This window comes from Geobacter sp. (assembly GCA_009684525.1).
Taxonomy (GTDB): Bacteria; Desulfobacterota; Desulfuromonadia; order Geobacterales; family DSM-12255; genus Geoanaerobacter.
Genome location: WKKR01000001.1, coordinates 178,413 through 204,611 on the forward strand (window position 1 = coordinate 178,413; position 26,199 = coordinate 204,611).

22 protein-coding genes and 1 riboswitch are annotated in these 26,199 nt (G+C 53.6%); of the genes, 15 read left to right on the forward strand and 7 right to left on the reverse strand.

Annotated features, from left to right (window positions below):
- Window positions 1-89: 89 nt before the first annotated feature.
- Entirely contained in the window at window positions 90-1,607 is a 1,518-nt protein-coding gene (locus GJT30_00870; GenBank protein MSM38162.1) for an HDOD domain-containing protein, read from the reverse strand.
- A 434-nt stretch (window positions 1,608-2,041) separates the two neighbouring features.
- Here GJT30_00870 and GJT30_00875 point away from each other — a divergent pair, with 434 nt between their 5' ends.
- Window positions 2,042-5,044 (forward strand): GAF domain-containing protein, encoded by a 3,003-nt coding sequence (locus GJT30_00875; GenBank protein MSM38163.1) that lies wholly within the window; start codon window positions 2,042-2,044, stop codon window positions 5,042-5,044.
- Window positions 5,045-5,173: 129 nt separating this feature from the next.
- On the opposite strand, the gene GJT30_00880 is transcribed toward GJT30_00875, so the two are convergent.
- On the reverse strand, window positions 5,174-6,409 hold the full coding sequence (locus GJT30_00880; protein ID MSM38164.1) for an HDOD domain-containing protein: 1,236 nt from the start codon (window positions 6,407-6,409) through the stop codon (window positions 5,174-5,176).
- A gap of 310 nt (window positions 6,410-6,719) precedes the next feature.
- On the opposite strand from GJT30_00880, the gene GJT30_00885 reads away from it, so the two are divergent.
- Window positions 6,720-7,184 carry a response regulator gene (locus GJT30_00885; GenBank protein ID MSM38165.1) on the forward strand — a complete coding sequence of 155 codons (465 nt, stop codon included), beginning with the start codon at window positions 6,720-6,722 and terminating at the stop codon, window positions 7,182-7,184.
- Between the two features lie 27 nt (window positions 7,185-7,211).
- Here GJT30_00885 and GJT30_00890 read toward each other — a convergent pair whose 3' ends face one another.
- Window positions 7,212-7,796 (reverse strand): hypothetical protein, encoded by a 585-nt coding sequence (locus GJT30_00890; GenBank protein MSM38166.1) that lies wholly within the window; start codon window positions 7,794-7,796, stop codon window positions 7,212-7,214.
- Between the two features lie 251 nt (window positions 7,797-8,047).
- Here GJT30_00890 and GJT30_00895 point away from each other — a divergent pair, with 251 nt between their 5' ends.
- Window positions 8,048-8,473, forward strand: coding sequence for an SseB family protein (locus GJT30_00895; protein MSM38167.1), 426 nt, complete (start codon window positions 8,048-8,050; stop codon window positions 8,471-8,473).
- A 133-nt stretch (window positions 8,474-8,606) separates the two neighbouring features.
- Here the strand turns inward: GJT30_00895 and GJT30_00900 are convergent, their stop codons facing one another.
- The gene (locus GJT30_00900) at window positions 8,607-9,188 is read right to left on the reverse strand and encodes a hypothetical protein (GenBank protein ID MSM38168.1); all 582 of its coding nucleotides are present in this window, start codon (window positions 9,186-9,188) and stop codon (window positions 8,607-8,609) included.
- Between the two features lie 155 nt (window positions 9,189-9,343).
- Window positions 9,344-9,419: riboswitch (cyclic di-GMP riboswitch) on the reverse strand.
- 225 nt (window positions 9,420-9,644) lie between these two features.
- On the opposite strand from GJT30_00900, the gene GJT30_00905 reads away from it, so the two are divergent.
- The 12 genes from GJT30_00905 to GJT30_00960 all read left to right on the forward strand — a co-directional run bounded on the left by GJT30_00905 (window position 9,645) and on the right by GJT30_00960 (window position 21,821).
- Entirely contained in the window at window positions 9,645-10,340 is a 696-nt protein-coding gene (locus tag GJT30_00905; GenBank protein ID MSM38169.1) for a BAX inhibitor (BI)-1/YccA family protein, read from the forward strand.
- 2 nt (window positions 10,341-10,342) lie between these two features.
- Window positions 10,343-10,654, forward strand: a complete 312-nt coding sequence (locus GJT30_00910) for a rhodanese-like domain-containing protein (GenBank protein ID MSM38170.1) — start codon at window positions 10,343-10,345, stop codon at window positions 10,652-10,654.
- A 37-nt stretch (window positions 10,655-10,691) separates the two neighbouring features.
- Window positions 10,692-11,456: an acyl-ACP thioesterase gene (locus GJT30_00915; GenBank protein MSM38171.1), complete on the forward strand. Its 765-nt coding sequence runs from the start codon at window positions 10,692-10,694 to the stop codon at window positions 11,454-11,456.
- Window positions 11,457-11,510: 54 nt separating this feature from the next.
- Window positions 11,511-12,785, forward strand: coding sequence for a M48 family metalloprotease (locus GJT30_00920; GenBank protein MSM38172.1), 1,275 nt, complete (start codon window positions 11,511-11,513; stop codon window positions 12,783-12,785).
- Between the two features lie 565 nt (window positions 12,786-13,350).
- Window positions 13,351-13,989 (forward strand): response regulator, encoded by a 639-nt coding sequence (locus tag GJT30_00925; protein ID MSM38173.1) that lies wholly within the window; start codon window positions 13,351-13,353, stop codon window positions 13,987-13,989.
- A gap of 63 nt (window positions 13,990-14,052) precedes the next feature.
- Entirely contained in the window at window positions 14,053-14,580 is a 528-nt protein-coding gene (locus GJT30_00930) for a hypothetical protein (protein ID MSM38174.1), read from the forward strand.
- Window positions 14,581-14,822: 242 nt separating this feature from the next.
- Window positions 14,823-15,827, forward strand: coding sequence for an SAM-dependent methyltransferase (locus GJT30_00935; protein ID MSM38175.1), 1,005 nt, complete (start codon window positions 14,823-14,825; stop codon window positions 15,825-15,827).
- Window positions 15,828-15,887: 60 nt separating this feature from the next.
- Window positions 15,888-17,378 (forward strand): glycerol kinase GlpK, encoded by a 1,491-nt coding sequence (gene glpK / locus GJT30_00940; GenBank protein MSM38176.1) that lies wholly within the window; start codon window positions 15,888-15,890, stop codon window positions 17,376-17,378.
- Window positions 17,375-18,961, forward strand: coding sequence for an FAD-dependent oxidoreductase (locus GJT30_00945; protein ID MSM38177.1), 1,587 nt, complete (start codon window positions 17,375-17,377; stop codon window positions 18,959-18,961). The genes glpK and GJT30_00945 overlap by 4 nt, the downstream gene beginning before the upstream one ends.
- 118 nt (window positions 18,962-19,079) lie before the next feature.
- Window positions 19,080-19,415: a DUF2845 domain-containing protein gene (locus tag GJT30_00950; GenBank protein MSM38178.1), complete on the forward strand. Its 336-nt coding sequence runs from the start codon at window positions 19,080-19,082 to the stop codon at window positions 19,413-19,415.
- A gap of 25 nt (window positions 19,416-19,440) precedes the next feature.
- Complete coding sequence (locus GJT30_00955; protein MSM38179.1) at window positions 19,441-19,833, forward strand: peptide chain release factor-like protein; 393 nt, start codon at window positions 19,441-19,443, stop codon at window positions 19,831-19,833.
- A 530-nt stretch (window positions 19,834-20,363) separates the two neighbouring features.
- Entirely contained in the window at window positions 20,364-21,821 is a 1,458-nt protein-coding gene (locus GJT30_00960; GenBank protein ID MSM38180.1) for a response regulator, read from the forward strand.
- On the opposite strand, the gene GJT30_00965 is transcribed toward GJT30_00960, so the two are convergent.
- Genes GJT30_00965 through GJT30_00975 form a run of 3 tightly spaced genes read right to left on the reverse strand, consistent with a single transcriptional unit; the run spans window position 21,793 to window position 26,074 of the window.
- Complete coding sequence (locus GJT30_00965; protein ID MSM38181.1) at window positions 21,793-23,361, reverse strand: HAMP domain-containing protein; 1,569 nt, start codon at window positions 23,359-23,361, stop codon at window positions 21,793-21,795. The two genes, GJT30_00960 and GJT30_00965, sit on opposite strands and share 29 nt — an antisense overlap.
- A gap of 23 nt (window positions 23,362-23,384) precedes the next feature.
- Window positions 23,385-24,281 (reverse strand): ABC transporter substrate-binding protein, encoded by an 897-nt coding sequence (locus GJT30_00970; GenBank protein MSM38182.1) that lies wholly within the window; start codon window positions 24,279-24,281, stop codon window positions 23,385-23,387.
- Entirely contained in the window at window positions 24,248-26,074 is a 1,827-nt protein-coding gene (locus GJT30_00975; GenBank protein ID MSM38183.1) for a TonB-dependent receptor, read from the reverse strand. Before GJT30_00975 ends, GJT30_00970 begins: the two co-directional genes overlap by 34 nt.
- Window positions 26,075-26,199: the final 125 nt, after the last annotated feature.

Genomic DNA, 26,199 nt, shown 5'->3' on the forward strand with positions numbered 1-26,199 from the left:
GGTCATGATCTGCGAGAGGGATTAACGCATTGATCAACTTTGAAGGATTACGAGTTGTACATCTGTTGCCACACGAAACAAGGGCAGATTCATATTCCGGCGAACTTGATGGAGTGAACGCGATTCTTCCCCTTGTTTTTGGCGAGATAGAGCGCCTTGTCCGCAAGGCTGACCAGGGCCGCCTTGCTGTTCAGATCCGAGGCGCATCTGTTGCTGGCGATTCCCATGCTGGTCGTGACCTTGATCGTCAAGTCGTCTATGGTCATGGTACATGATTCGATGTTCTTGCGGATGTGTTCAGCCACGACAATGGCATCCTCATCCGCTGTTTCGGGCAGGATCACTGCAAATTCGTCTCCTCCGTAGCGTGCAACGATATCGGTCTCCCGGACCGACTTGACGACTGCCTTGCCGACGTTTGCCAGGACAAAATCCCCAATGGTGTGTCCATGGGTATCATTGATTTCCTTGAAATGGTCCAGATCGAGCAGGATCATGGAAAAGACTCGGTTGTACCGCTGCGCCCGCATGAATTCGAGGTCCATGGCTTCCTGGAAATAGCGGTAGTTATACAGGTCGGTCAGCCCGTCCTTGAAAGCCAGCTCGCGGTGACGCTCATTGGCATCGTTGAGCTCCAGCGCAAGCTTTTCCGCCTTTTCCTTGGCATGTTTCAATTCGATCACCATCAGCTCGTAGGAGTCGTAAAGCCTGCTCAACTGCTCGTTTGCCTCTTGCAAAATTACGGAAAACGGACGGAGGTCGCCGGGGGAGAGCTCGAATGAATCGAGAATGGCAAGGGTGTTGTGGACAGTGTTTTCGACAAGCATGTCGACAGACTCCCCAACTACATTGAATGAACGGTCAAGGATCTGCTTGACCTTTCTGATCTTGTCCACATCCTGAGAACCGTTGTAAAACGAGGATAATCGACCGGCAATGGTCAAGATGTCCGTAATGGGCCGATATCTGGAAGGGATGGTGCATCCCTGGTGAAGGTACCTGATAGGGAGGTAGATCTCTTCTGGGAGCTGCCATGATTTCAGGAGTTCGGCGCCGACATCCAGATGATCGAAGCCGAACAGCTTTCGTTCGATCTCGACAAGCGGTGTCTGGCTGTTCAGTTTTTGCTGGATAACCTGCTGGTATTGCCGCGGGAAACAGCTATGCAAGACCGGGATGCCGATATCCTGCAAAAGGGCGACGATGAACAGATCGTGATTGGGGTGTTTGACGAGTTTTGCGGTCTCATCTGCTGCAACGGCAGCAGTGACGGCCCTGCGCCAGAAGAGATCGACATCGAAGCCATCAGTGGCCGTGTTCATCAATTCCGTGCAGATCACGAACGACAGGGCGATATTCAGGACCGCATGGGTGCCGAGGATGGAAAGTGCCTTGGCAATGCTGGTCACGTTGCACGATGCGTTGTAGTACGAGGAGTTTGCCATCCTGAGCACCCTGGCCGTCAGGGCAGGGTCGGATTCAATAATGTATGCGAGATCCTGGAAGGCAAAATCGTCTTTCCGGACGGTTTCCAGGATCTTGATTGCAATGGCAGGCGGGGAGGGAAGCCGTATCCTGCTGTGGAACAACTCGTCAAAGGGGCTCATGGTTTACTCCTGACCATTTCTCCCTGAGGTAGGATGATGATATGGATATCCTCGCGGGAACGGTGTCGTGCTGGTGCATGTTGTCCGGTTTTAATGACATACAAAGATTTATATCGTTCTTCTCATACTTATCTTTAGGCAAAATAAGGGATTGCCTGATTTTTGCCGGAGAATTGAAGTGCATTCTCTGTGTATTTCATATCTGCCGGGCTTAATGGTGCGGGTACCCACCTGAAATGCTCATGCAACTGAAAGTCTATTTCAAGACGATTATGTGCCGGTGTTATTCTTTTTGGACAATTAATATTTATCAAGTAAAATTTGGTGTATTAAATTGATTTCATTTGTTCCTGAATTTCGTTAGTTCGGGACCTTACGTTGGGTACCACTTTTTGCGGTCTCGTCATGAGCACGGAAATGTTCGTGGGAATTGAATGGGCAATTTTTTCATCCATCTGCGATTAAAAGAGAAGATCTCCCTCTTGGGTGCCGGCAGCGTGCTGATTACAGTATTTTCTCTGGTGGCGCTTGCCGTCTGGCAGAGCGGACAATACAACACCCTGGCCCAGAGAGAGGTGAGCAGCCTCATTGAAACCAACCTGGACAGCATCACCAGGGGGGTGTACCACCTGATCAAGACAGAGCACGAGGCTACCCAGCAACAGATCGATTCCAACCTGAATGTGGCGCGCAGGGTGCTTGTCACTTCTGGAGGGGTAAGTCTGGCGAGTGAGCGGGTAACCTGGACTGCAACCAATCAGTTCAACCGACAGCAGACCAGCATCACCCTCCCCAAGATGATGGTCGGGGGCAGATGGCTGGGGATGAATACGGACCCGGACAGTGAAACGGTGGTGGTGGATGAAGTTACGCGCCTGGTGAAGGACACTGCGACCATTTTCCAGATAATGAACGATAAGGGCGACATGCTCCGTGTTGCAACGACCGTGAGGAACGCTAAAGGTAAGCGGGCAATCGGTACCTACATCCCCGCTGTGAATCCCGACGGAACTCTCAATCGGGTCATTGAAGCGATCAAGCAAGGGAAAACGTACCATGGCCGCGCCTTTGTCGTTGACGAGTGGTATCTGACCGCCTATGAGCCGATTACGGATCGTAGGGGGAAGCTTATGGGGATGCTGTATGTAGGTGTGAAGCTGCGCAACGTGGAGTGCAGGGTACGCGCGGCAATTCTGCAGACCAGTGTGGGGAAAACCGGCTATGTCTATGTACTGGGGGGAAAGGGGGAACACCAGGGGCATTACGTTGTCTCCCAGAAGGGAAAGCGCGACGGCGAAGACATCCTGGAGAGCACGGACAGCAATGGCAATTACGTCATAAAGTCGATTATCGACAAGGCCATAGTGCTCGGATCAGGAGAACTGGCGACGGAACGCTATCTCTGGCAGAATCCGGGTGAGGCTGAACCGAGATGGAAGATTGCCCGGCTTGCGTATTACGAACCCTGGGACTGGATAATCGGTACGAGCGTTTATGAGGATGAGCTGCAGTTTTACCGATCCGTGCTGCGTGACGGTCGGATCAAGATGACAAGCATCATGAGTATTGCCGGATTGCTCCTCTCCTTTTCCATCGGGTTGTTCGGCATGGTGATAGTCAGGACCATCGTGCGGCCGGTTCAGCAGATGAAAAGCGCTGTGGAAACCATCATCCAGGGCGATCTCAATCGTGTCGTGAATGTGCATTCCCCTGACGAGATCGGCGAACTGGCCCAGTCGTTCAACATTATGACGGGCAGGTTGAAGTCAACCATGGAGGGGCTGCGCAAGCTGAACCGGACCCTGAGGGTCTTAAGCGAGTGCAACCAGTCAATGATCCGTACCACGGACGAGAAGTCGTTGTTGCAGGATGTACTGCGGATTATCGTTGAGCTGGGGAATTATCGCATGGCATGGGTTGGCTTTGCGGAGAAGGACCCGGCAAAGAGTGTCCGCCCTGTAGCATGTGCTGGCCATGATGACGGGTATCTCGAATCCATCGCCATAACCTGGGACAGTAGCGTCTTGGGGGGAGGCCCGACCGGTCTTGCGATCAGGAGTGGGGAGATTGTATTTGTCGAGGATGTCCTGACAGATGCGACCTATATTCCGTGGCGAGACAAGGCCTTGCAGCACAACTTCCGCTCGTCCATTGCCATTCCGATCAAAGCGGACGGCGACGTGCTCGGCGCATTGGTTCTTTATGCCGATTCCCCCGGGGCCTTCGAGTCCGAGGAGATAACGCTCCTCCAGGAGTTGAGCGACGATCTGGCCTTCGGGATTCTTGCGCTACGCACGCGGGAAGAACGCGCCAAGGCAGAAAAGGCGCTGCAGCAGGCCGAGAAGAAGTATCGGGGCATATTCGAAAATGCCCTTGAAGGGATCTTTCAAACCTCAGCAGAGGGGCGTTTCATAACGGCCAATCCGGCGTTTGCAGCCATGCTCGGGTATGATTCCCCTGCCGAACTGATTTCGTCTGTCACCGATATCGGCAGCCAGATTTATGTCGACGCCGATCGTCGTGCCGAGTTCAGACGGATCATAGACACAGAAGGTGAAGTGAACTCTTTCGAGTGCCAGATGTATCGCAAGGATGGGGGGAAAATCTGGGTCTCGCTGTCAGGACGTGCGGTTGCGTACGAAGATGCAATGGTCTACTTTGAAGGGGTTGCCGAAGATATAACCAAGCGGAAACAGGACGAGGAAGAGCTTCGCGAATTGAATAATGCCCTAGAGCAGCGGGTGGCCCAGAGAACAGCAGAGCTTGAGCAGGCCAACAGCCAGTTAGAGTCCTTTTCCTACTCGGTTTCACACGATCTGCGCGCTCCGCTTCGGGCGATAGATGGATTCAGCAGCATTCTCGTCAACGAATACTTCGCGGATATTCCCGCAGATGCGCAGAATTATCTGAAGCGGATTTCCGGAAACGTGCGGCGCATGGAGGGTCTGATCGATGATCTGCTGACCTTCTCGCGGCTCGGCCGGATGCCGCTGTCCAAAAAGTACATCGAACCGATTGCCTTGGTATATGGGGTTTTGGAGGAGCTGGACAAGGAGCGGGAAGGGCGTCATGTGGACGTGACCGTTGGGGATCTGCCGCCCTGTGAGGCTGATCCGAAACTGCTCAGGCAGGTCTTCTTCAATCTCCTTTCCAATGCGCTCAAGTACACGCGCAGACGTGAAGATGCCCGTATTGAGGTCGGTGCATATCTGCAGGATGCACGATACGTCTATTTTGTCAGGGACAATGGCGCAGGATTCGACATGCAGTATGCCGACAAGCTGTTCAGTGTATTCCAGCGCCTGCACTCGCAGGAGATGTTTGAAGGTACCGGTGTCGGGCTGGCGATTGTCAGGAATATCATCAATCGCCATGGTGGAAGTGTCTGGGCAGAGGGGGATGTGGACCAGGGAGCAACATTCTACTTTACGCTGTGACGATTATTCCGGAAGAGCCAAGCGATGATGCAGAGCGACGCTTTAGACGGTTGCAGGGCCACCTGTGGCAAAGCCCCTGTTCTAGGCTGAACAGGGGCTTTGGTTTACGTGCCGGGTCAACACCACTATTCAACCCATTTCATGGCGCCAGCCATAGGCCTTCAGTTGGGACGCGAGGGCCAGTTCGCATGGAATTCCCATCTGCTGTAAAGACGACGCCAGTTCACTCAGTTCAAGGCGTTCCACAAGTTCTGCTGCCTCAAGCAGAGAACCGTAAATGCCTGCATGATCGGTCAGTGCCAATCTCACTTCGTCGGACAGGTTGAGTTTGTTGACGATCTCGTCTGTGGATATCTGATAGATCCTTTCCATGAGGGAAAGAATTCCGACCATGTACGCCTTGTCCGGGGCAGAGCGTTGACCCTTGAGCTGCGGATGTTCGGCGGCGATGAGTTCCATGAACGTGGCACGGACTGCGGCCATCTCCATAAGTGGGTTGTTGTCCTGCGGACCATCGACGGAGGAAAACAGGGACAGTTGCACCCATCTCTGAATCTGTTGGCGACCCAGGAGCGTAATGGCATGACGCACGTCGCGGATCTTCTCCCTGACACCCATGGCAACGGAATTGACCAGCATGAGCAGTTTGAAGGTAAATGCCGGATTGCTGCGGAAAACCTGTTCGAGTTCCGTGATGGTTGCGTCTGCCAGCAGCAGACGGAGCAACTTCAGCAGGGTTGCGGCCGATTCGTCGACGGACTTTTTCTCCAACACCGATGGTCGGGCAAAGAAATACCCTTGGTAAAAGTCGAATCCGAGCCGCTTGCACAGGTCGAATACCTCGCGATTGTCCACCTTTTCCGCCAGCAATTTCGGCTTATGGCGGCGAAGTTTCAGCAAGGTCTCCTGGAGCTGGTTCTTGGGAGTTTTCAGCATATCGATCTTGATGATGTCCACAATGTCATAGAGTTCATCGAAATCGGGATTGTAACTATGGTCGTCAAGGGCAAGAATAAAACCATTCTTCTTCATGAGGCGGCAGCGATCAATGGTCTTCGGGGTTATTGCGATGCTCTCCTGCAGTTCCAGGGCGATGCGCTCCTTCGGAAGGAGTTCAAGGGAGTCGCTCATGAACAATTCTGTGTCAATGTTGATGTATCCCCGGAGATCACCGAGGATTTCTTGAAGGCCGAAGCCCGACAGGGTGTTTATGATGACGCTCGCAGTTGCCTGGGAAGCGTTTTTGACCATTGCCGATGACAGAGATTCCGTAGAGCGGAAAAGCAGTTCATACCCTGTGACCTGCTCTTTTCCATCGAGGATCGGTTGTCTGCCGATCAGGTATTTCCCTTCAACGTTTCCCATGTTGACCTCACATTTGAAAAAACTTATGGCTCTTGAGGTTACAGTGAAATTTTAACAAGGATTGGGGACGAAACAAGGATGTTTTGTGAGAACAGGGTTGTCATGGTTGCGCGAGGTCGTAACCGGTGCAGGAGCAAAAGGTGTTACCGTAAAGAATGATAACCGGCAGAGAACGATATTGTCGAGTGAGTAATTTTCTCCCCAATTTTCTTGAAAGGAAAGTTTTTTGCAGAACATTGCAAATTGCTAAAAACTTGATAAATTGAATATGTAGATAAAATTATATTGTGCTTACTGCAGGGAGGGAGCAATGAAAAAGCACCCGATACTCCTGGTGGAAGACAATCCCGACGATGTATTCCTGGCAACCCGGATCATGACCAAGAATACCGATGCAGAGGTAGTGGTCCGGTACAATGGTGAGGATGCCCTGGCATATCTGGGTACGAATCAGGCATATCAGGATACCCTGCTGCCTGCCGTGGTCTTTCTCGACCTGAAGCTGCCGGACATGAGCGGGGTCGAAGTCCTGGAGGCACTGCGCAACGACTCAAGGACCCATGACTTGCCGGTGGTCATACTCAGTTCGTCACATCTCTACCGTGAACTGGATCGCTGCAAAGAGCTGCAGGTTATCGACTGTCTGCAAAAACCGCTCGGTTCCGCGGAATTCCAGCGTATCATGGAGCAGGTATCCGGTCTGACGGATGAAAGATCCCATTTTCTGGACAACTGTTCTGTTGAGAGTCGCGTCGACTTTGGACAGATTCGGTAACCCCTGGGGAATTCTGAACTCCTGTTGTTACCGTTGCAGAAGGATGTGGAAATCGGTTCCCGGAGGCAACTGTTCGCCATTGAAGATATCCGCAGGAGGAGCGGGACTGGGGGTGGTGTCGCCGATCACGAACTCGACAGCGCTCTGCCGACCATTATCGTCCAGCCAGATCAACCAGTGCCGTTCGGTTCCCATCTTCTCCTCGGCATAATACTCTTTGGTAGCCTTGTACCGACAGTAGAGCGGATCGTTGACTGTCATGAGCGAATCCAGGCAGCGGCCCAAACGTGCTGCACGTTCCTTTACGTCCCTGTTTCCCCGTGCCAGAGCTTTCCCGTCGGCAATTTCCGCGTAGCCCATCAGTACCACGTAGGCGGTTCTCATCCATCCTCCGGCAGTCCGTTCAGTGACCCAGGTGGTAACCAGGGCGCCATCATTCCGTTTTTCCACTGACACTTTTGCTGCGCAACCTGTCGGTGCTTTTCCCGACCATGCCTTAGTATGGTTGATCTCGCTGAAAACGCTGCTGGCGCAGTCAGCCAACGGGGCAAGTTCCGAGGCATCAGCATGCGGTGCGGCCAGCAGGGACAGCAGAAGAAAGAAGTAACGCATGGTAGCCTCCTGAGAGAGATGAATTCCTTTGTTGCAAGTATATCTCACGTTGGACTCCCTGGCTTGGGCAGAGCGGATATTGTTTGCCATGCGTCTCCCCATTCAAGAACATATATCGCTACACGGGGTCTCTTTCGCGGTTTTTCCGGTTGCGGAGCATTGGGCAATGGAGTATTAAAGGATGGCGTTTGCCAGGGTACACGAACGATATCCCGAAGATTCTCATGCAAACGCCGGAAAGGTGGCAAAAAATGAATCTACTCGACCATGCTTTGGAGATCCTACGTCTGGATTTGAATAATCCGAAGAACCAGTCGCAATTTTACGATCTCTTCCTTAACGGGACTTTTTTTGTTCCGACCCTCGACATGCAGGATCTTGAGGGAGAAGCTGAGGCAGTGTCGGAAGGGCAGGTTCTGCCGTTGGTCATCGAGTCGGAGGGAAACGATTATCTGATGTTGTTCGATACCAAAGAGCGTCTGCATGCGTGGGCAGAGGAAGACGTAAAGTTCGTGGAGGTGCCGGGGCATGTGCTGGCGGCAACCTCCATGCCGCCATTGCACTGGGCTTTGAACGTCGGGACTGAACACGCGAAACAATTTCTACCCGATGAGATTGCCTGGCTCAGAGAGGTGGTTGAACGTTGCAACGCCGAGGCGGCCAGCGCGGAAAACTGAGAAGAGTTCTTTCAGGGAAGGGGTTTCAGGAAGAGCTGCGGGAAATGGGGAGGTTGCGGGTTGTGGATTTCGTGGCGTTCCTTTAAAAAAAAGCGGTACGGGATCACTATTGAACCCGTACCGCTTCTGGATATTACTCGCGGCCGCCGTGCCTGCCGTGTTCCTTACGCTCTTCTTTCTCCCATTTCCTCTCGTCCTTCTCCTGCCGCCGCTCCTCTTTCCACTGGGCCTTTTCCGCGCGACGGTTCTCCTTCTGTTCCTGTTTCCAGCCCTTGTCCGGACGGAAGTGGCGACCGCGATACCGGTCATGATCACCACGGTAGTGGCGGTACTCCTCGTCGCGGTAGTAGCGGATCCTTTCGAACTTGTGCTTGCGCAGTCCCGGTGGCAGATGCCGGCGTTCAACTCCCCGCCACGGACCGTTGTAGTATGGCGCCCGATACCAGCCGTTGTCACGGTAGAGGTAATAGGTGTTGCCCACGTAAAAGATGTCGTAGGGGACGCCAACGGCAACGTAGAATCCGAGTGCCGATGGCATGACGAATTCGGGTGGCGTCGAGAGGACTATCTGGGGAGGACCCGGAATCGCCGGTACCGCCACCGGGACTACCGGGATCCCCACGTTGACGTTGACGCTGACCTCGGCGTTGGCAATCTGGGCCAGGGGGATACCCAAAATGGCCAAGGTTGCGGCGGCTAGTGCTATGCGTTTCATGCTGACTCCTTTCTGCTGACTTTGGTGTGTGGTGATACCTGATACAACGCTCACATGCCTGCGGGGTTGACAGGGGTTCTTGCAAATCCGTCGAAATTGGCGGACGTAAGGTCATGGAACAAAAAAAGCCGGGTGCCGTATATCATAATTGATAATTCGGCAACCCGGCTGTCTGCTTGAGACCCGTGGGCTTTCCGCCCCATCCTCGCGGATGGTTTAGTATTGTCGTGTATCGCGGTTGTGGTGGTGGCTCTTTGACTGTTTGACCCGCCAATGTACATAACGCAACCGCGACTCCGCGTCAAGGAATTTCGAGCCGATTGCCCACTGGGCATGAGGCGACCTTGACAGAGCAGGGAATAATGACGACAATGCAACCATAGGCCGCCGTTCATATCGTGTGTATCTGGCGGCAAGGGAAAAACCTACACGCAGTATATGAAAGGAATATCCAGCATGAATCAGTTCGATATCAACTACCCCCGCACCCAGGACCAGATTGTCAGTGCCCAGAACACTCTCATCCGTCAGGTCTACGCCTGGATGGGAGCGGGTTTGCTCGTTACCGCCCTGCTGGCTCTGGTGACCGTTTCCACGCCGACCCTGCTCAAGGTAGTGCTTGGCAACAAACTGCTCTTTTACGGGCTGATGATCGGTGAACTGGCGCTGGTCTTTACTATTTCCGGTGCCATCAACCGTCTCAGTGCTGCCGTTGCCACGTTGCTGTTCATCGCCTACTCGGCACTGAACGGGGTGACCCTTTCCATCATATTCCTGGTCTACACTGCGGATTCCATCGCCGCCACCTTTGTGGTTACTGCCGCCATGTTCGGCGCCATGAGTGTTTACGGCTATATGACCCGCCGCGATCTCACTTCGTGGGGAAGTTTCCTCTTTATGGGCCTCATTGGTATCGTCATTGCCTCGGTGGTAAACATCTTTGTGGGGAACTCTGCGGTCTCCTGGATCATCTCGGCTCTCGGTGTGATTGTCTTCACCGGGCTTACTGCCTACGATACCTGGAAGATCAAGGCAATGGCCGCTGGTGGGGCGGAGGGGAGAAAGCCCGCCATACTGGGGGCTCTGACCCTCTATCTGGATTTCATCAACCTGTTCCTCATGCTGTTGCGGCTTGGCGGGGACCGTCGCTGACCATGCAGGCAAAGGATCTGGCACGTCGTCTGAAAGAATCGCAGGCACCCTGTGTGGTTGATGTACGTACAGGCATGGAGTACAAGGGCGGGCATATCCCGCAGGCGATCCATGCTCCTGCCTGGAAGATCCTCTTTCGTCTGGCTCCATTGCCGACAGACAAGGAGTCTCAACTGGTGGTGACCTGCGAGCATGGTCCTCGCGCACAGGTGGCTGCAGCTCTCCTCGGTTTTGCCGGGTACCGGAATGTGGAACTCCTGGAGGGGCACATGGCCGGCTGGCGGCGAACCGGCCTCCCCTGTGTGAAAGGGTAGTCGGCATGTCGTCAGGCAACTGGATAACTGCTCCCTGATGGAACCAGTCTTCGAAAAAGAGTTCCCCGTTCGGACCTACGAGGTTGATGCCTCGGGACGGGTGCGGCCGACAGCTTTCCTCAACTATCTGCAGGAGGCAGCAGGAGACCATGCCCGGATCCTGGGGATAGCAGTACGGCAGTTAATGTCCAGGGGGCTCACCTGGGTCATCTCCCGCATGCATCTCAAACTGATCGGCACGGCCGCTTCCCGCGATGTCCTGCGGGTTCGCACCTGGCCTTCGCTGCGGGAAGGGCGCTTTTCCTGTCGGGAGTTCGAGGTGGTGGCAGCCGATGGAACGACCATTGCGCTTGCCACCTGTTCTTTTGCGGTTCTGGATATTGCCACCCGTCGACCGGTTATCATTAGCGAATACCTGCCGGATTATCCCCTGTTGCCACAACGGGCCATCAATGACGACTTTGTATCGCTCCCACGACTCGATAATCCTGAAACCGAGCTGTCCTTCAGGGTGGGCAGGGGAGACCTGGACATGAACCACCATGTGAATAACGTGGTCTATGCCGGCTGGGGGCTTGAGACAGTGCCGCCGTCCGTGGCGGAATGCTGCTCTTTGGCAGAGCTGGAAATCTCCTATCGGGCAGAGGCTCTCTACGGGCAGACGGTTGTTGCCCGCAGCAGGCGGCTGGATGAGAGAGGGGAACTGGCCTTTCTGCATCAGCTGGTGCGGGAGGAGGATGGCGTCGAACTGACTCGCCTGGTTTCCCGCTGGGGGAAATGCCCTGATGAAGACGACTGCTGATATTTGTTTTCCGCCGTACATCTTTTGATTCCATTCCCACAGGACCTGCCATTCATGACCTTTTTCCTGTTAGCCTGTTTCGTGGCAGTCACTTCCTTTACGTATTGGCTCCGCTACCTGAACCTGTGCCACCTCAAGAAGCACGGTGACACGATACCCGAAGGGTTCGCCTCGGCCATCGATGAGGAAACACTGGCCAGGAGCACAGCCTACACCCTGGACAGCAGTCGACTCGAACTCTGGGGATCACTGTTCAATAACGGATTGGTAGCCCTCTTTCTCTTTGCAGGCCTGCTTCCCCTCTATGACCGTTTCATCTGCGGACTGACAGATTCGCCCATAACACAGGGCGTTCTCTTCTTTTTACTGCTCTCCTGGGTTCAGACCCTTCTCGGACTCCCCCTTTCCTATTACGGCACCTTCACGGTTGAGGCCCGCCACGGATTCAATGCAACGACCAGGCGGCTCTGGTCCGTGGATCTTCTCAAATCCCTGGTCATCGGTTCCCTGCTGCTGGCGGGCGTCGTTTTTACCATTTTCTGGCTGATCCAGTGGAGCCCATTGCGGTGGTGGATCTGGGTCTGGGCTTTCATGGCGATTTTCGGACTCTTCATGATGTTCGTCTCTCCGTATCTCATTGAGCCCATCTTCAACAGGTTTGAACCGGTTTTCGAGCCGGGGCTGCAGGAAGAGATAGCGGCAATGATGGCAAAGGCGGGCCTCAGGGTGGGAAGTGTGATGCAGATGGATGCTTCACGGCGCAGTCGTCACTCCAATGCCTATTTTACCGGGGTCGGGAAGGTGAAGCGGATTGTACTCTTCGACACCCTCCTTGCCCAGATGACCCACCGGGAAATCGTTGCGGTGCTGGCCCATGAAATCGGCCACTGGAAGCTGCGTCATGTCCTGGAACGGATCGTGGTGACGGAACTTGCGATGTTCGTCGGCTCCTGGACAGCATTCCAGGCGATTCAATGGCCAGGTTTGCCACAATTGCTTGGTCTTCAAACCGCATCCCTTCCATCAAGCATGGTGATCCTCGGCTTTATCGCCTCGCTGCTGCTGTTCCCGGTTACGCCGGTGTCGGCCTGGTTTTCCCGGCGGCATGAACAGGATGCGGATCGCTTTGCCTGGCAGATCACCGGTGATGCCGGCTCTCTGGCCTCGGCCCTGATCAAGCTGTCAGCGGAAAATCTATCCAATCTCCACCCCCATCCACTCTATGCCCGGTTCTACTATTCCCATCCGCCGGTGGTCGAGCGTGTGCGCACCCTTCGGGAATGGGCAGCATCGATCCCTTCTCCATCGGCTGCGGGAGCCGTCGACTGATCAGGTGCTCTGCGAGGGTGGACCGGACTGTCCAACTCTTGCCGGGTACTTTTCTGCACCTGGAGTATTCTCCTCTGTCTGTCATTAGTCCGCATGCTGCTTCATCCCCTGTTTCTCTGCTATTTCAACACGCGCCTGTGAATGTATATGTCCTTGACTTAATTGTACAAGCAGGGTAAAGATTCGGCTGAAAAAGCACATATTCTTAGATTGTGTTCATTGTGCCAGCATGCGATTGCAATGAGGCAGTATGAACTACCGTTGCTCACATAACCATGTGACTAACTAACTATCAGAAATCTGTGGACTATTGCGCAAGTACACGAAATGCGAAAACGGTTGCGACTGCTTGCAGGCAGTATGAAATTCAATGGTTCCCGTCGTGTCACGTTTTCTTGTACATCTTTCGGGTATGTGCCAGTTACATGCATAAATATGGTTAATACTAGGAAATCCCTAGTTGGTTGACCTGCTATTTTCTGTTAAACAAAAATCTCATTAGTGTATTGCGTAGTTAATAGGGACTTTCGTGTCTGATCAGAGTTCGGAACGAGTTCATCCGCAGATACGGGTGCTCTTAGCAGACGACCACAAATTGATGCGCAAAGGCTTATGTCACATACTGAGCCATAATTCGTGCAATATCGTGGGGGAAGCGTCTGATGGCAGGGAGGCCATTGCCCTTGCCTGGGAACTTCAGCCTCAAGTGGTTCTCATGGATATTGCCATGCCGGAAATGAACGGCATCGAGGCAACTCGACGCATAACTGATGGTCTTGCAAGTTCCCATGTTCTTGTCCTGTCTGTTCATGCCGGCCGTGATTACTTCTTCCAATCCATGAAAGCGGGAGCTCGTGGCTACCTGCAGAAGGACTGTACAGCGGATGAACTCGTAGAGGCAGTGCACCAAGTCGCGCGGGGGGAGTATTATTTCGGAGTCTCCATAAGTGAGAACTTCATCCAGGAACTGCTGTTCCGGCAAGAAGGGGAAGACCAGAATGCCTTCTCTCTTTTGACATCAAGAGAATGCGAGGTACTGCAACTTCTCGCCGAAGGGTGGAACACTAAAAAGATTGCTTATGAGCTGAATGTCAGTTCGAAGACAGTCGAGTTTCATCGCCTGCAAATCATGAAAAAACTGAACCTGTTTACTATTGCCGATCTCACAAAATATGCCATCCGTGAAGGTTTGACGAGTCTGTAATGCTCATGTTGGCGGGCTGTCCACGTGTAACTGCCCAGTTGCTGACTGAATGTGGGAGGGTTGATGAGACGGATCTGTGCATGGTGTGGGGTTGAAATCAAAAGACGCGTACTGACAGATCGTGAGGTCGGTACAGTCGACGGAATAACCCATGGCATCTGTGAAGAATGCCTCTTTCGCCATTTCGGCAAATCCCCCAAATCGTTTCAACTCCAGGAGTTTGTAGACGAGTTTGAAGCGCCCGTAGTTGTTGTTGATGCGTCAATGCGCGTCATGGCAGCCAATACGAAATACCTCGCCATCATCGGGCAGGATGTTCCCATTGCGGCAGAAACGGTTCTCCCTGAAGTCTTCATCTGCAAATATACCAAGTTGCCCGGTGGGTGTGGCGACAGGGTTCATTCCAGCGGCTGCGCCATCAGGCGCGCAGTCACCGATGCGCACGTGAGCGGAGAAGGCAAGGAGCATGTGCCCGCCTATTTGCACCGTGGAGACAAGACACAGCTTCTGCAGCTTTCCACTGAAAAATTGACCAATGTTGTATTGGTACGGATCGAGCACTTCCCTGAAGTTGCGAAAGATTCGGTATAGTACTGGGCTGAAGACCTCCCCATTCTCTTCAACGTTGCCTCCTTGATGTTCACCCTTCCTGAACCGCATCGTATATCACCATTTCCTGCTGTATTATCATGTTTCCCTCTGTGCTGTCCGTACTGTTGCGAAGAGGAGGTCATCCGGTTGAGTTGAATCGGAAAGACGGTATCATCTGTAAGAGTGTATCGCCATCCCTCCCCCATCGGGGAGAAAAGCCTGGATCCTGACAGGAGGAGAGTATGGAAGCAAAGGAGTGGATGCCTGCAGATCTGCTGCAACTTTCCGGAGGCTACTGGGGGACTTGTGCCCTTCATGCAGGGGTTAGACTCGACCTGTTTACCCCTCTGGCTGAGCGACCCTTTACCCTCGCAGAGCTCGCGAATCTTCTGGATATGAGCCCACGTGGGCTGTCCATGTTGATGGACGCTCTGGCAGCGCTCGGCCTCCTGGAGAAGAAGGGGGAGGCTTTTGTTACATCGCCTTCGGCAGTTCGATTCCTCGCTCGGACATCGCCCGACTACTTGGGGCATATCATCCTGCACCATCATCATCTCATGGCCGGGTGGGCACACTTGCATGAGGCTGTGGCAACCGGCAGGCCGCTTCGCGAACGGGTCTCTCACGGTGAAGACGAAAGCGTCCGGGAGAGTTTCCTGTTGGGTATGTTCAACCTGGCCATGCTGCTGGCTCCCCGGATTGTGACTCAGATCGATCTTACCGGGCGTCGGCGCCTCCTGGATCTGGGAGGCGGACCGGGCACCTATGCCATCCATTTCTGCAAACAGAATCCTGAGCTGACGGCCGTGATTTTCGATCTTCCCACCACTAAGCGCTTTGCGGAACAGACCGTCGCTCGCTTCGGGCTGTCCGATCGGATCGGCTTCATGGATGGGGATTTCATTGCAAGGGGGATCGAGGGGCGTTTCGATGTGGCCTGGCTCTCTCACATCCTGCATGGGGAAGGCCCCCATGGGTGTGCCGTGATCCTGGAAAAGGCAGTGGGTGCCCTGGAACCGGGCGGACTCCTGCTCGTCCAGGAGTTCATCCTTGAGAATACCAGGGACCGGCCGCTTTTCCCGGCACTCTTTTCCCTGAACATGCTGGTTGGCACCACCGAAGGGCAGGCCTATTCGGAAGGGGAGATCATGACAATGATGGCTGCTGCAGGGCTTACCGCCCTGGAACGTCTTCCCATCGAACTCCCCAACGGAGCCGGGATCATTGCCGGTACGATGCCAGGATAGAAATGTGAGATTTGCCCGGCTGATGAGGATTCCGGTGAAGAGTGTTACGGGGAGGAATCAATGAACTACATCCTGGCCCTCGATCAGGGGACGACCAGTTCCAGGGCGATCATCTTTGACTGCGCAGGTACGATCAAGTCCGTGGCGCAACGGGAATTCCAACAGATATTCCCTCAGCCGGGGTGGGTGGAGCATGATGCCTGGGAAATCTGGGCTACACAGGTAGGGGTGGCTGCCGAGGCAATCAGCAGGGTCGGACTTTCACCACGGGATATTGCTGCAATCGGCATTACCAACCAGAGGGAAACAACCCTGCTCTGGGACAAAAAGACCGGTGAACCGGTGTATAATGCCATTGTCTGGCAGGACCGCCGAACTGCCGGTATTTGCGAGCGGCTTAAGGCCGATGGTCTGGAGGCACTGTTTCGCGGGAAGACCGGCTTGGTTCTGGATGCCTATTTCTCCGGGACCAAGCTCTCCTGGCTGCTGGAAAATGTCCCCGGTGTCCGTGCGCGCGCGGAATCGGGCGAGCTTGCATTCGGTACCGTTGACAGCTGGCTTGTCTGGAACCTGACCGGCGGTCGGTTGCACATAACCGATGCCAGCAACGCTTCTCGTACCCTTCTCTTTAACATCAACACGCTGGAATGGGATGCGGAACTCTTGCAACTGCTCGGTATCCCCGGAGAGGTTCTCCCACAGGTTGTGGATTCCAGTGCAGTCTATGGCGAGACAGTTGGCAATCTATTCGCTGCCAACATTCCCATTGCCGGTATTGCCGGCGACCAGCAGGCAGCACTGTTCGGGCAGGCGTGCGGGAGTCCCGGCATGGCCAAGAATACCTACGGAACGGGCTGTTTCATGCTGATGCACACCGGCGATCGACCGGTGACCTCCCGGTGCAATCTTCTCAGCACCATAGCCTGGAAGATCGCCGGCCGAGTCGAATACGCCCTTGAGGGGAGCGTTTTCATTGCCGGGGCCGGGGTGCAGTGGCTGCGGGACGGGTTGGGGATTATCCGCCATTCCGGGGAGGTCGAGTCATTGGCCGCCAGTGTCCCCGACAATGGGGGAGTTTACCTGGTACCAGCATTTACAGGGCTTGGCGCACCGCACTGGGACCCCTATGCCCGCGGAACGATCGTCGGCATTACACGGGGCACCACAGCAGCCCACATCGCGCGGGCAACCCTGGAAAGTATCGCCTTTCAGGCAGCCGATCTCCTCTCCGTCATGGAGTCGGATGCAGGTGCCAATCTCACCGAACTCCGGGTTGATGGGGGTGCCACGGTGAATACCCTCCTCATGCAGTTCCAGGCCGATCTCTTGGGGGTGCCGGTCGTGAGGTCGAAAATCAACGAAACGACAGCTCTGGGAGCGGCCTATCTGGCTGGCTTGGCAGTGGGAGTCTGGAAGGACCGGGATGAGATTGCCATGTTCTGGCAGAAGGATCGTGCATTCTTTCCGAAAATGGGACGTGACAGGGTTGCAAAGTTGCGTCGGCAATGGTCGCGTGCCCTGGAGCGTGCCAGAGGGTGGGAGGAGCCATGACCAGGGAAGAACTGCTGCTGCAACTGGATGAGGTCAAATGCTGGGACATACTGGTGATCGGCGGCGGGGCAACTGGGCTGGGTACGGCGGTAGAGGCTGCTTCGCGCGGATACAGGACTCTTCTCCTTGAGCAGGCGGATTTCAGCAGCGGTACTTCAAGCAAGAGCACCAAGCTGGTGCATGGCGGTGTTCGTTACCTGCAACAGGGGAACTTCTCCCTGGTCCTGGAGGCGTTGCACGAACGTGGGCTCATGATCCGTAATGCCCCGCATCTGGTTCACAATCGCTCCTTTGTAGTGCCTCTGTACGACTGGTGGGAGGGGCCGTTTTACGGAATTGGCCTCAAACTCTATGACATGCTGGCCGGAAAGTTGGGTCTGGGGCCGTCCCAGATCCTGTCGCGGGCCGAAACTCTGCGTCATATTCCCACCGTACAACCGGAAGGTCTCCGCGGCGGAGTTATCTACCACGATGGCCAGTTCGATGATGCCCGACTGGCAGTGGCCCTGGCAAAAACCTGTGTGGGGCTCGGTGGTGTCCCTTTGAACCATTTCAGGGTGCTTGAGCTCCTCAAGGCTGATGGATTGGTGCGCGGAGTAGTTGCTGCTGACTTCGAGACCGGTAAGGAATACGAACTGAAGGCACGGGTAGTGGTCAATGCTACCGGCCCTTTCTGCGATTCGGTCCGTCAGATGGACGATCGCGAATCGCCTCGACTGATTGCGCCAAGCCAGGGAGTGCATCTGGTCCTCGATCGGGAATTTCTTCCCGGAGGCAGTGCCATCATGGTCCCCCATACCGATGATGGTCGCGTCCTGTTTGCCGTGCCCTGGCATGACAAGGTGATTGTCGGTACCACCGATACCCCTGTTCCAAAAGTTTTGGCTGAACCGCAACCTTTTCCCGAGGAAGTGGATTTTCTCTTGCAGCATGCTGCCCGTTATCTCACTCGTGACCCCAAAGACCGCGATGTGCTGAGCGTTTTTGCCGGTGTTCGGCCGCTGGTCAGAAGTGGTGATGATGCTCGAACGGCATCTCTCTCGCGTGACCACACTCTGCTGGTTTCAGCTTCCGGCTTGGTGACGATTACTGGCGGTAAATGGACTACCTACCGCAAGATGGGAGAAGATACGGTTACTACTGCTGCACGCCTGGCAGGGCTTGAGGAGCATGTTTCACAGACGGCTGAGCTTCACATCCATGGTTGGTGCGAAATTCCTGTCGATGCAGGAGACTGGAGTTCCTATGGTACCGACGCTACCGGGTTGGAGCAACTTTGCGCTGATATGCCATTTTTGAGGGAGCCGTTGCATCCCCGGCTCCCGTATCGCTATGCCGAAGTGATTTGGGGGGTACGTCATGAGTGGGCCAGGAGCATCGAGGACATACTGTCCCGACGGACACGCGCGTTGTTGCTGGATGCTCGTGCTGCAATGGAAGCGGCTCCAGAGGTTGCCAGGCTGATGGCAGATCTGCTCAGTCGCGATCTGGCCTGGCAGGAGGAGCAAGTTGCATCTTTTTGTCAATTGGCTAAGGGATATCTTGTCGGAAACCAAAATTCGCGAGCTAACGAAATGAGCTGAGGAATTTTCAGAGTCCGGTACACGGGAAATCCTACACTTGATGCAAGCATACTTACCATTTCTTTGGAGAAGGAGTATGCTGATAACACAAGCAGGCAAGGTGGAGAGGGGAAAACGTATGGTCGTGAGGAGGTTCATTCTACTCTTGTGTGTCGTTGCACTTTCCTCTCCGGTATGGGCAGACCAGCGCGAGAGCTTGATCTGTCGGGGAGGACTCGTTACGATTGGGGATACGGTGGGGGAAGTTGTCAGCAAGTGTGGAGAACCTACCTATAGCTCGTCTCGTAACGACAAAAGGATCGAAGCGGATTCGAGATACTCCCAGGATCGGACTGTCACCACCATCAGGGTGGATGATTGGATCTATAACTTTGGTCCAAACCAGTTCCAATATCAGGTCATTTTTGAAAATGGCAGGGTAGCTCGTTTTGAAAGTCTTGGATATGGGTATTAATTGAAGAGCATTGGCCCGCAGTTGGATGTTGGACCAAGGTGAGAGTGGCGACATAGTGGATGTTGGAAATAGGCTCAACTCGCATGCAGAGCGACCATTGATATGCGACAGCGACCTTGAGATCGAGTTCTATCGTGCTTCGGGACCTGGCGGTCAGCACCGCAATACCACTGATTCGGCAGTGCGGATCAAGCACGTCCCAACGGGAATAGTGGTTCAGGCGTCAGAAAGCCGCTCCCAATTCCGTAATCGTGCGGTTGCGTTAGCACGTTTGAAAGAAGAACTCGAACGGCGACAGAGAAAATCAAAGCGGCGCATTTCCACCAAGGTGACTCCAGGGGCTCGGGAGAGACGACTGGAATCCAAACGAAAGACCTCCGCAAAGAAGCGCCTCAGATCTGCTCCTCCAGATGAGTGAGTTTTTCCAACCAAGTTGGGTCTTGTGTAATCTCTAACGAACGATAAGACCTGCCAAGCGTTTTGCCGGAAATTTAATCCCTTCGGATCACTCAAGTAAAAAAAATTTACACATGCTGTAGAGGCAATATGGGCAATGCTTTACAGTCGTGTGTAAAAAAAATTTACAGATAGCTAACACTTTGTAATTGTTAGATAAAGCGTTAAGTGTAAAATATATTTACACTTGGACGATATGCTGAATTCGTCGAATTTATACTTGACCTGCCGATTGCAAAGAAGACCAGGGTAATTTTCTGTAGGGTAAGGACTGTGAATGTGTATGGGAAAAGTCAGAAATGTACTGATCATGAGAAGTTATCCCAGTTTGGCTATTACCGGTTTTCACATGAATGCAGAAATGGTGCAGAAATTGCTTTTACGTTTCAATATCTATTCCACGGGGGAACAGTAAGCTTGCATGGCCTTGCATACCGGGCAAATCATGCCAAAGTGGCTTTCCCAAAAGGCTGGATGGACAGGAGCTGAGAGATGAAGAAGGATGTCGTACCATCACTGGAACTTGAACGATCTTTGCTGGTGGTTGATGATGATCTGGATTTCCTGAATGAACTCAGGGTCATGCTCCAATCTAACGATGTCAGGTCTGTGATTACCCTCTCCAACAGTAAGGCTGTTCTTCCCATGTTGGAAGAAGGAGGAATTTCGGTGCTGCTCATGGACTGGGTAATGCCAGGGCTTACCGGGTCAGAGCTGCTTCCCCTTGTCGTTCAGCGTTATCCCCATATTCCAGTCATTGTGTTGACAGCAGTCAATGACCTTGCAACTGCCATTGCAAGCATCAAACAGGGAGCCTTTGATTATATCACCAAGCCGGTGGACACCAATCGGCTTTTGCTGAACATCCACAAGGCATATCAGATAAGCGAACTTTCCAGCCAGAACAAGTTGCTCAAGAACTATCTGTTGGGGGAACCTCTGGCCCGTCCCGACTGTTTCAATGAAATTCTGACCAGAAGCACCAAGTTGCAGGCGATATTCAAGGTAGTGGAAACTATTGCGCCTTCACTGCATCCTGTGTTGATTACCGGAGAAACAGGCGTCGGTAAGGAGTTGATTGCCCAATCTGTTCACAAGGCGAGTGGCTTAAAGGGAAAATTCGTTCCGCTGAATGTGGCAGGTCTTGACGATATCATGTTTACGGATACCTTGTTTGGGCACAAAAAAGGTGCGTTTACCGGTGCGACCGACGCGCGGGAAGGACTCATAGCCAAGGCTCAGGGAGGCACTCTGTTTCTTGATGAGATAGGTGACCTGAGTATGGAGTCGCAGGTGAAACTGCTCCGTTTGCTGCAGGAGCACGAATATTACCGTCTTGGTTCGGATGCACTGGTAAAAAGTGATGCGCGAATCATAGCGGCTTCAAACCGTAATTTTTCTCATCTCATTGAACGGGATAAATTCCGGCAGGATCTATTCCAACGACTCTGTTTCCACGAGATTCAAGTGCCGCCCTTGAGAGAGAGGCCGGAAGATATTCCTTTGCTTGCAAGTCACTATGTCAAGCTTGCTGCTGAAACCTATGGCAGGCCAGCGCCTCGCCTTGCCCGAGAGGTTATTTTTGCCATGCAGGAATATGAGTTTCCCGGGAATGTTCGCGAGTTGATTAGTAAAATCGGTAGTGCTGTGGCGCATAATAACCGTGACGTCCTTAATTTACAGGATTTTCCGGGTATTCCGTCACGTTTCAGAGCAAAGAATACCATACGTTTTGCTTATGACGGCCTGTTTAGTATGCAGGCAACCTTTGAACAGTTCCCGACGCTTGACGAAATGGAGCAGATGCTCATCGAACAAGCTTTAAAGGTAACGGAGGGAAATAAAAAAGCTGCTGCTGATCTGCTTGGGATTACCCGACCGACATTACACAAACGATTAACCGAACATCGGGCTGAATCCCCTATCCTGTCACAGGCACTTGCACAGTGACAGTGGTCCCTTTGCCCTCTACTGAGTCTATATCAAGCGAACCTTTATGTTCAGATACGATAAAATTTGAGATGTAGAGACCTAAACCGCTTCCTCCTTTGTCGATTCGTGTTGAAAAGAAGGGCTCACAAAGTTGATCGCGATACTCGGGAGGGATACCGTCCCCTTCGTCCTGAACGCGTATCAAGACAGTGTTGCCCTGGGGACTCACTGAGGTTGTAATGGAAATATTGCCTCTTCTGTCTGGCATGGCCTGAATCGCATTAAGGAGCAGGTTGATGATTACCTGTTCCAGTTGATGGTGATTTCCGGTTACCTGCGGCAGATCGGGTGCCAGATCTGCCGTGATAGTCATGTCACCCTGGCGCCCGTGTGCACGGATGATAGCAAGAGCCCCATTTACAACCTGGTTGATGTTGACGTCTGTGCGGAACTCATTCCGTTCCCCTAGGCTGTAAGCCCGGAGATCATGTATTACGCGTTCGATTCGGGCTGTATTTCTGACAATGGTTTCACTTGAGCTAGAGATTTCTTCTTTAGCCTTGTCGAAGGGGAGACCGCCAAGGCTGAAAGATCCTTCTTCCCGGGCAACTCCTTCCAGAATTGGGAGTGTATCTTTCCATGCTCTTGTGAGAAATTGTCCTGCAAGGCGAATGGATCCATTGGGGTTGTTGATTTCGTGGGCCATACTGGATACTAAAAGCCCGAGAGAGGTCATCCGGTTTGTTTGTATTAGCTTTGCCATGAGGCGTTGTTTTTCTTCTTGAACTTCAAGTTTCATGGCATGGAAGAGTTCTTCCTGAAGTTGGCGATTCTGTTCTTCTCTATTTTTGAGAGACTCGGCGAGTTCGTTGATTGCTTCAGCCGCCCAACTCGGCTCGTCATTTGACTCAGTGACAATTCTAACTGAATAGTCGCCTTGACGGATAGTTTGCACCCCCTGCATTAAGGCATTGAAAGAACGTGTCATCCAAGTGAGTGCCTTGAAGCCGAGAAACAGTACCAATAACCAGAAGCTCAGGGTAGTAACACTGGTGAAAATGATCAGTTCCCTGATTCTCTGGGCGAGGTCACCGGTATCGAGATCAAGACGCACCGTACCCAGTCGGTATGTAGGAGTCGGTACTCCTGTGAGTGCTGCTTCTGCAGATGTTGGGAGGTTGCCAGAGGTTACAGCTACTGTTTCACTTAGAGTGGTACCGGGTGTTTGAGTACTTTCGGGTCGCATATTGACGAGGATTTTCCCATCATTACCGGCAATAACGATTCGTACGACCTGTGGATGTCGTGCAATGTCAGATGCCAATCTCCAGAGATTGTCACGATCTTCGGCATAGAGGTAGAGTCGGATGCTGTTGGCAAGCTGCGATGCAAGCAGCCGAGCTTTTTCCGAAGCTTCCCTTTTGGAAGAGTGAATCTCACGGACGATGAAAACGGTGGAGAATACGGCGGTGATGATTGCGGTGATTGCGGTGAAGATCACGAAAAGGCGGAAATGAAAGCTTCTTCGGTATGTCTGAAATCGGTTGAAGGATGTCATAACCGTTTTCCCATTGTTGGAATCTATTCAAGTTCTTCTGGAGCGATTCCCAATCTGCGCAGCACATTGCGGTTAATCTTTAGAATGGCCCTTCGGGGAGATTCCATGGGAGTCTCTTCTGGATCAATTCCTTTACTAAATTTCAATGCCATCTCTGCAGCCTGTTTGCCCATATCGAATCGGTCAACTTCCAAAACTGCTGAGGAACCGAGGCTGAGGTAAATGCTGGCAAACGCTACAACTGGAATTCGCTCGCGCTGCGAGAAGTGAAAAAATGCTTCAGCGGTTTGTTGAGTTACAACGACTGGATCGGGGATCATCCAAAGGGCATCCACCTCTCGGCTGAGAGAGGTAAGTTGATGCTGTGTGTCTTTGGAAGATCGGACCTCCCGCAAAACGAGTACTATGCCACTTCGTGCCGCTAATTGACTTGCCCGACGGATGTAGGCACCGCTTCTTGCGGGATTGTATAGTATTCCGACACGTTTTGCCCTGAGGTTGGAAAAGATCGGAATATATCGCTCCGGTGAGATCAGCATGCTGATGCCGGAGAGATTGGGGTGTGAGCTGTTCATGTTCTGGAGATTGAGCGACATCAGGGAGATGATAGGGACCGTTCTGATCCGCTTCACTGCATTGAGAGCGGTATCACCAAGGGTGAGGATCAATCGGGGCTGCTCCTCGCGGACAAGTCGGGTAATGTCTGTCTCGCTGTAATCTGCAAGAGTGATGATATGCATGGATGAGGGGCGTACGGATTGGAACCCCCTGAGGATATCGTCGAAGATAGGGTCCCGCCGGCTTTGTATCACAAGCGTGTCAGAAGAGGCAGCGGACCCAATGGGGAACAGCAAAGTGCTGAGAAGGATAAGCGAGGCAAGAACCCTCAAAACCGTGCCCTCACGCCGCCTTCGATCCATCTGCCTGGGTTGGAGTAGAAATCGATGGTATATTGTGAGCCATTAAAGAGATTACGCACCGAGACGAAGAGTTCCAGTGAGGATGTCTCGCTACGCGCAACTGTGGCCCCCAGGAAGAGGTCCCAGATGACGGCTGAATAGCGTGGATTGAAGACCACCCCGTCATTCCAGTCGATGTACCTGCCGGTGAGCGTTCCGTGCAGGAATTCCCCATCGTTATAGTTGACCGCCAGATTGGCGCTGTGGCGGGGTATCCCCTTGATAACGGCGCCGCTCTCGTCGTCGTTGGCATAGACAAAGGTGTACCCGACTGCCAGCGAGGTGTTGAAAGCCGGGGCGGTTTTCGCTTCCAGTTCGACTCCATGCTTGAGATAGCGCTTGTTCTGTCTTACAAGCGTTGTAGAATTGATGGAGGCGATGTCCCAGGTTTCGTTTCTGAATAAGGTTCCCTTCAGCCAGAGCGGGGCGATGGCCGTGCTCTCGATCCCGACTTGGGAGGTCCAGACCTTTTCCGCCTGCTGGTCGAGAAGCAATGAAGGAAGACTGTACCCCTTGGCGGTGTACCCCCTGACGGTGGTGTCGTCGGAGATGCGCCAGGTCAACCCGAGGGAGGGGCTGAACTGGTCGCTGCTGGTTGCCACCCGGTCCATCCGGATGCCAGGGATGAGGGAGAACGGGCCGAGGGAGATGGTATCATTGAGGTAGATTCCCCAGCGGTCCGCTGTCCTGCTGGATTCATCCACAGGGTTCAGGGAGTTGGCCTGTTTAAGTTCCACATGTTCGAAGTCGCCTCCTGCAACCACCAGGTGGTTCGTGCCGTGCCAGACCAGTTTGCCGCTGCTGCCGGTGACGGTGTCTTCAGCTTCATTATCGATTCGCAGGTTGTTGCTGATAAGTAATTGCGACACCACAGCCCGTTTTGTCGCATGCCTACCGGATAATTCTAGAGTAAGTCGGTCGTTGACCGGTTGCTGCAGGGTGCCGGTGACAAAGAGGTAGGTGAGGTCGTCGTCAGCCTGAAGGTTTAGGGAAGGGGCGGCGAATTGCTCCCTCTTGCTGTCGAACCGGCCGAGGGAGAGACTGAGGAGCCCCCGTTTGGGGAGGTCGAGGGTAAGCTTGGTGTAGAGATTGTTTCCCCTAGTCTCATTGTGGGGGCGGAATCCTCCGGATGTAAGGTAGCCACCGGAGAGGTAGTAGCCGAGCTGTTCCACGGTGCCGTCCATGGCGCCATGCACGTCTGATGTCCGTCGGTCCCCCACGCTAGCCGAAGCAGTACCACCGGCGGCGCGGTCGGGGGTTGGTCCCTTGGTGATGACGTTGATCACCCCACCCAGGGCTTGGCCCCAGGAGGACGAGGCTGCCCCCTTGACGATCTCCAGCCGCTCGATGATGTGGGCCGGGATCAGGGCCACGTCGGCATAGTTGTCGGACAGGTTGTTGAAGGGGACGTCATCGATCAGGATCAGCACATGGTTGTACTGGGAGCCCTGGACATAGACCGGTGTGGTGCTGCCGGGGCTCCCCGGATTGCCGAGCTGGATGCCCGGGATGGTCTGGAGGATGTCGGCCAGGGTGTGTGGATTGAGAGCCTCGATCTCCGCGCTGGTGACGACCGTGACATTCTCTGCAGTGCGTGAGGCCGGCTTGGGGGCGCGACCAACGGTAATGGTCTCGTCCTGCCAGCCGCTGAAGAGGCCGAGGGTCTCGTCCGTCTCCTCTGCAACTGCCAAACCTTGGCAGAGTGAGAGCAGCAGCATGAGTGGCAGAAGATATTTGGTCAGTACGTTGGTCATGGGTTTGTCCGTCCCGATTATATAGCAGATTCTGTGCCGGTCTGTCCATGGTTGGCGTTACGAATGATCTCAAAGTGGAAGGGGGTGATGACGATGATTCAGGACAATGGTGAGATCGAGGTGCT

Bases quoted from the DNA above. Each gene is read 5' to 3' on its own strand.
- GJT30_00935 (MSM38175.1), top strand. From the start codon at position 14,823: ATGGAAGCAAAGGAGTGGATGCCTGCAGATCTGCTGCAACTTTCCGGA.
- GJT30_00890 (MSM38166.1), bottom strand. From the start codon at position 7,796: ATGCGTTACTTCTTTCTTCTGCTGTCCCTGCTGGCCGCACCGCATGCT.
- GJT30_00910 (MSM38170.1), top strand. From the start codon at position 10,343: ATGCAGGCAAAGGATCTGGCACGTCGTCTGAAAGAATCGCAGGCACCC.
- GJT30_00915 (MSM38171.1), top strand. From the start codon at position 10,692: ATGGAACCAGTCTTCGAAAAAGAGTTCCCCGTTCGGACCTACGAGGTT.
- glpK (MSM38176.1), top strand. From the start codon at position 15,888: ATGAACTACATCCTGGCCCTCGATCAGGGGACGACCAGTTCCAGGGCG.
- GJT30_00885 (MSM38165.1), top strand. From the start codon at position 6,720: ATGAAAAAGCACCCGATACTCCTGGTGGAAGACAATCCCGACGATGTA.
- GJT30_00950 (MSM38178.1), top strand. From the start codon at position 19,080: ATGGTCGTGAGGAGGTTCATTCTACTCTTGTGTGTCGTTGCACTTTCC.
- GJT30_00955 (MSM38179.1), top strand. From the start codon at position 19,441: ATGTTGGACCAAGGTGAGAGTGGCGACATAGTGGATGTTGGAAATAGG.
- GJT30_00930 (MSM38174.1), top strand. From the start codon at position 14,053: ATGAGACGGATCTGTGCATGGTGTGGGGTTGAAATCAAAAGACGCGTA.
- GJT30_00900 (MSM38168.1), bottom strand. From the start codon at position 9,188: ATGAAACGCATAGCACTAGCCGCCGCAACCTTGGCCATTTTGGGTATC.
- GJT30_00945 (MSM38177.1), top strand. From the start codon at position 17,375: ATGACCAGGGAAGAACTGCTGCTGCAACTGGATGAGGTCAAATGCTGG.
- GJT30_00875 (MSM38163.1), top strand. From the start codon at position 2,042: ATGGGCAATTTTTTCATCCATCTGCGATTAAAAGAGAAGATCTCCCTC.
- GJT30_00870 (MSM38162.1), bottom strand. From the start codon at position 1,607: ATGAGCCCCTTTGACGAGTTGTTCCACAGCAGGATACGGCTTCCCTCC.
- GJT30_00965 (MSM38181.1), bottom strand. From the start codon at position 23,361: ATGACATCCTTCAACCGATTTCAGACATACCGAAGAAGCTTTCATTTC.
- GJT30_00970 (MSM38182.1), bottom strand. From the start codon at position 24,281: ATGGATCGAAGGCGGCGTGAGGGCACGGTTTTGAGGGTTCTTGCCTCG.
- GJT30_00880 (MSM38164.1), bottom strand. From the start codon at position 6,409: ATGGGAAACGTTGAAGGGAAATACCTGATCGGCAGACAACCGATCCTC.
- GJT30_00920 (MSM38172.1), top strand. From the start codon at position 11,511: ATGACCTTTTTCCTGTTAGCCTGTTTCGTGGCAGTCACTTCCTTTACG.
- GJT30_00960 (MSM38180.1), top strand. From the start codon at position 20,364: ATGAAGAAGGATGTCGTACCATCACTGGAACTTGAACGATCTTTGCTG.
- GJT30_00895 (MSM38167.1), top strand. From the start codon at position 8,048: ATGAATCTACTCGACCATGCTTTGGAGATCCTACGTCTGGATTTGAAT.
- GJT30_00975 (MSM38183.1), bottom strand. From the start codon at position 26,074: ATGACCAACGTACTGACCAAATATCTTCTGCCACTCATGCTGCTGCTC.
- GJT30_00905 (MSM38169.1), top strand. From the start codon at position 9,645: ATGAATCAGTTCGATATCAACTACCCCCGCACCCAGGACCAGATTGTC.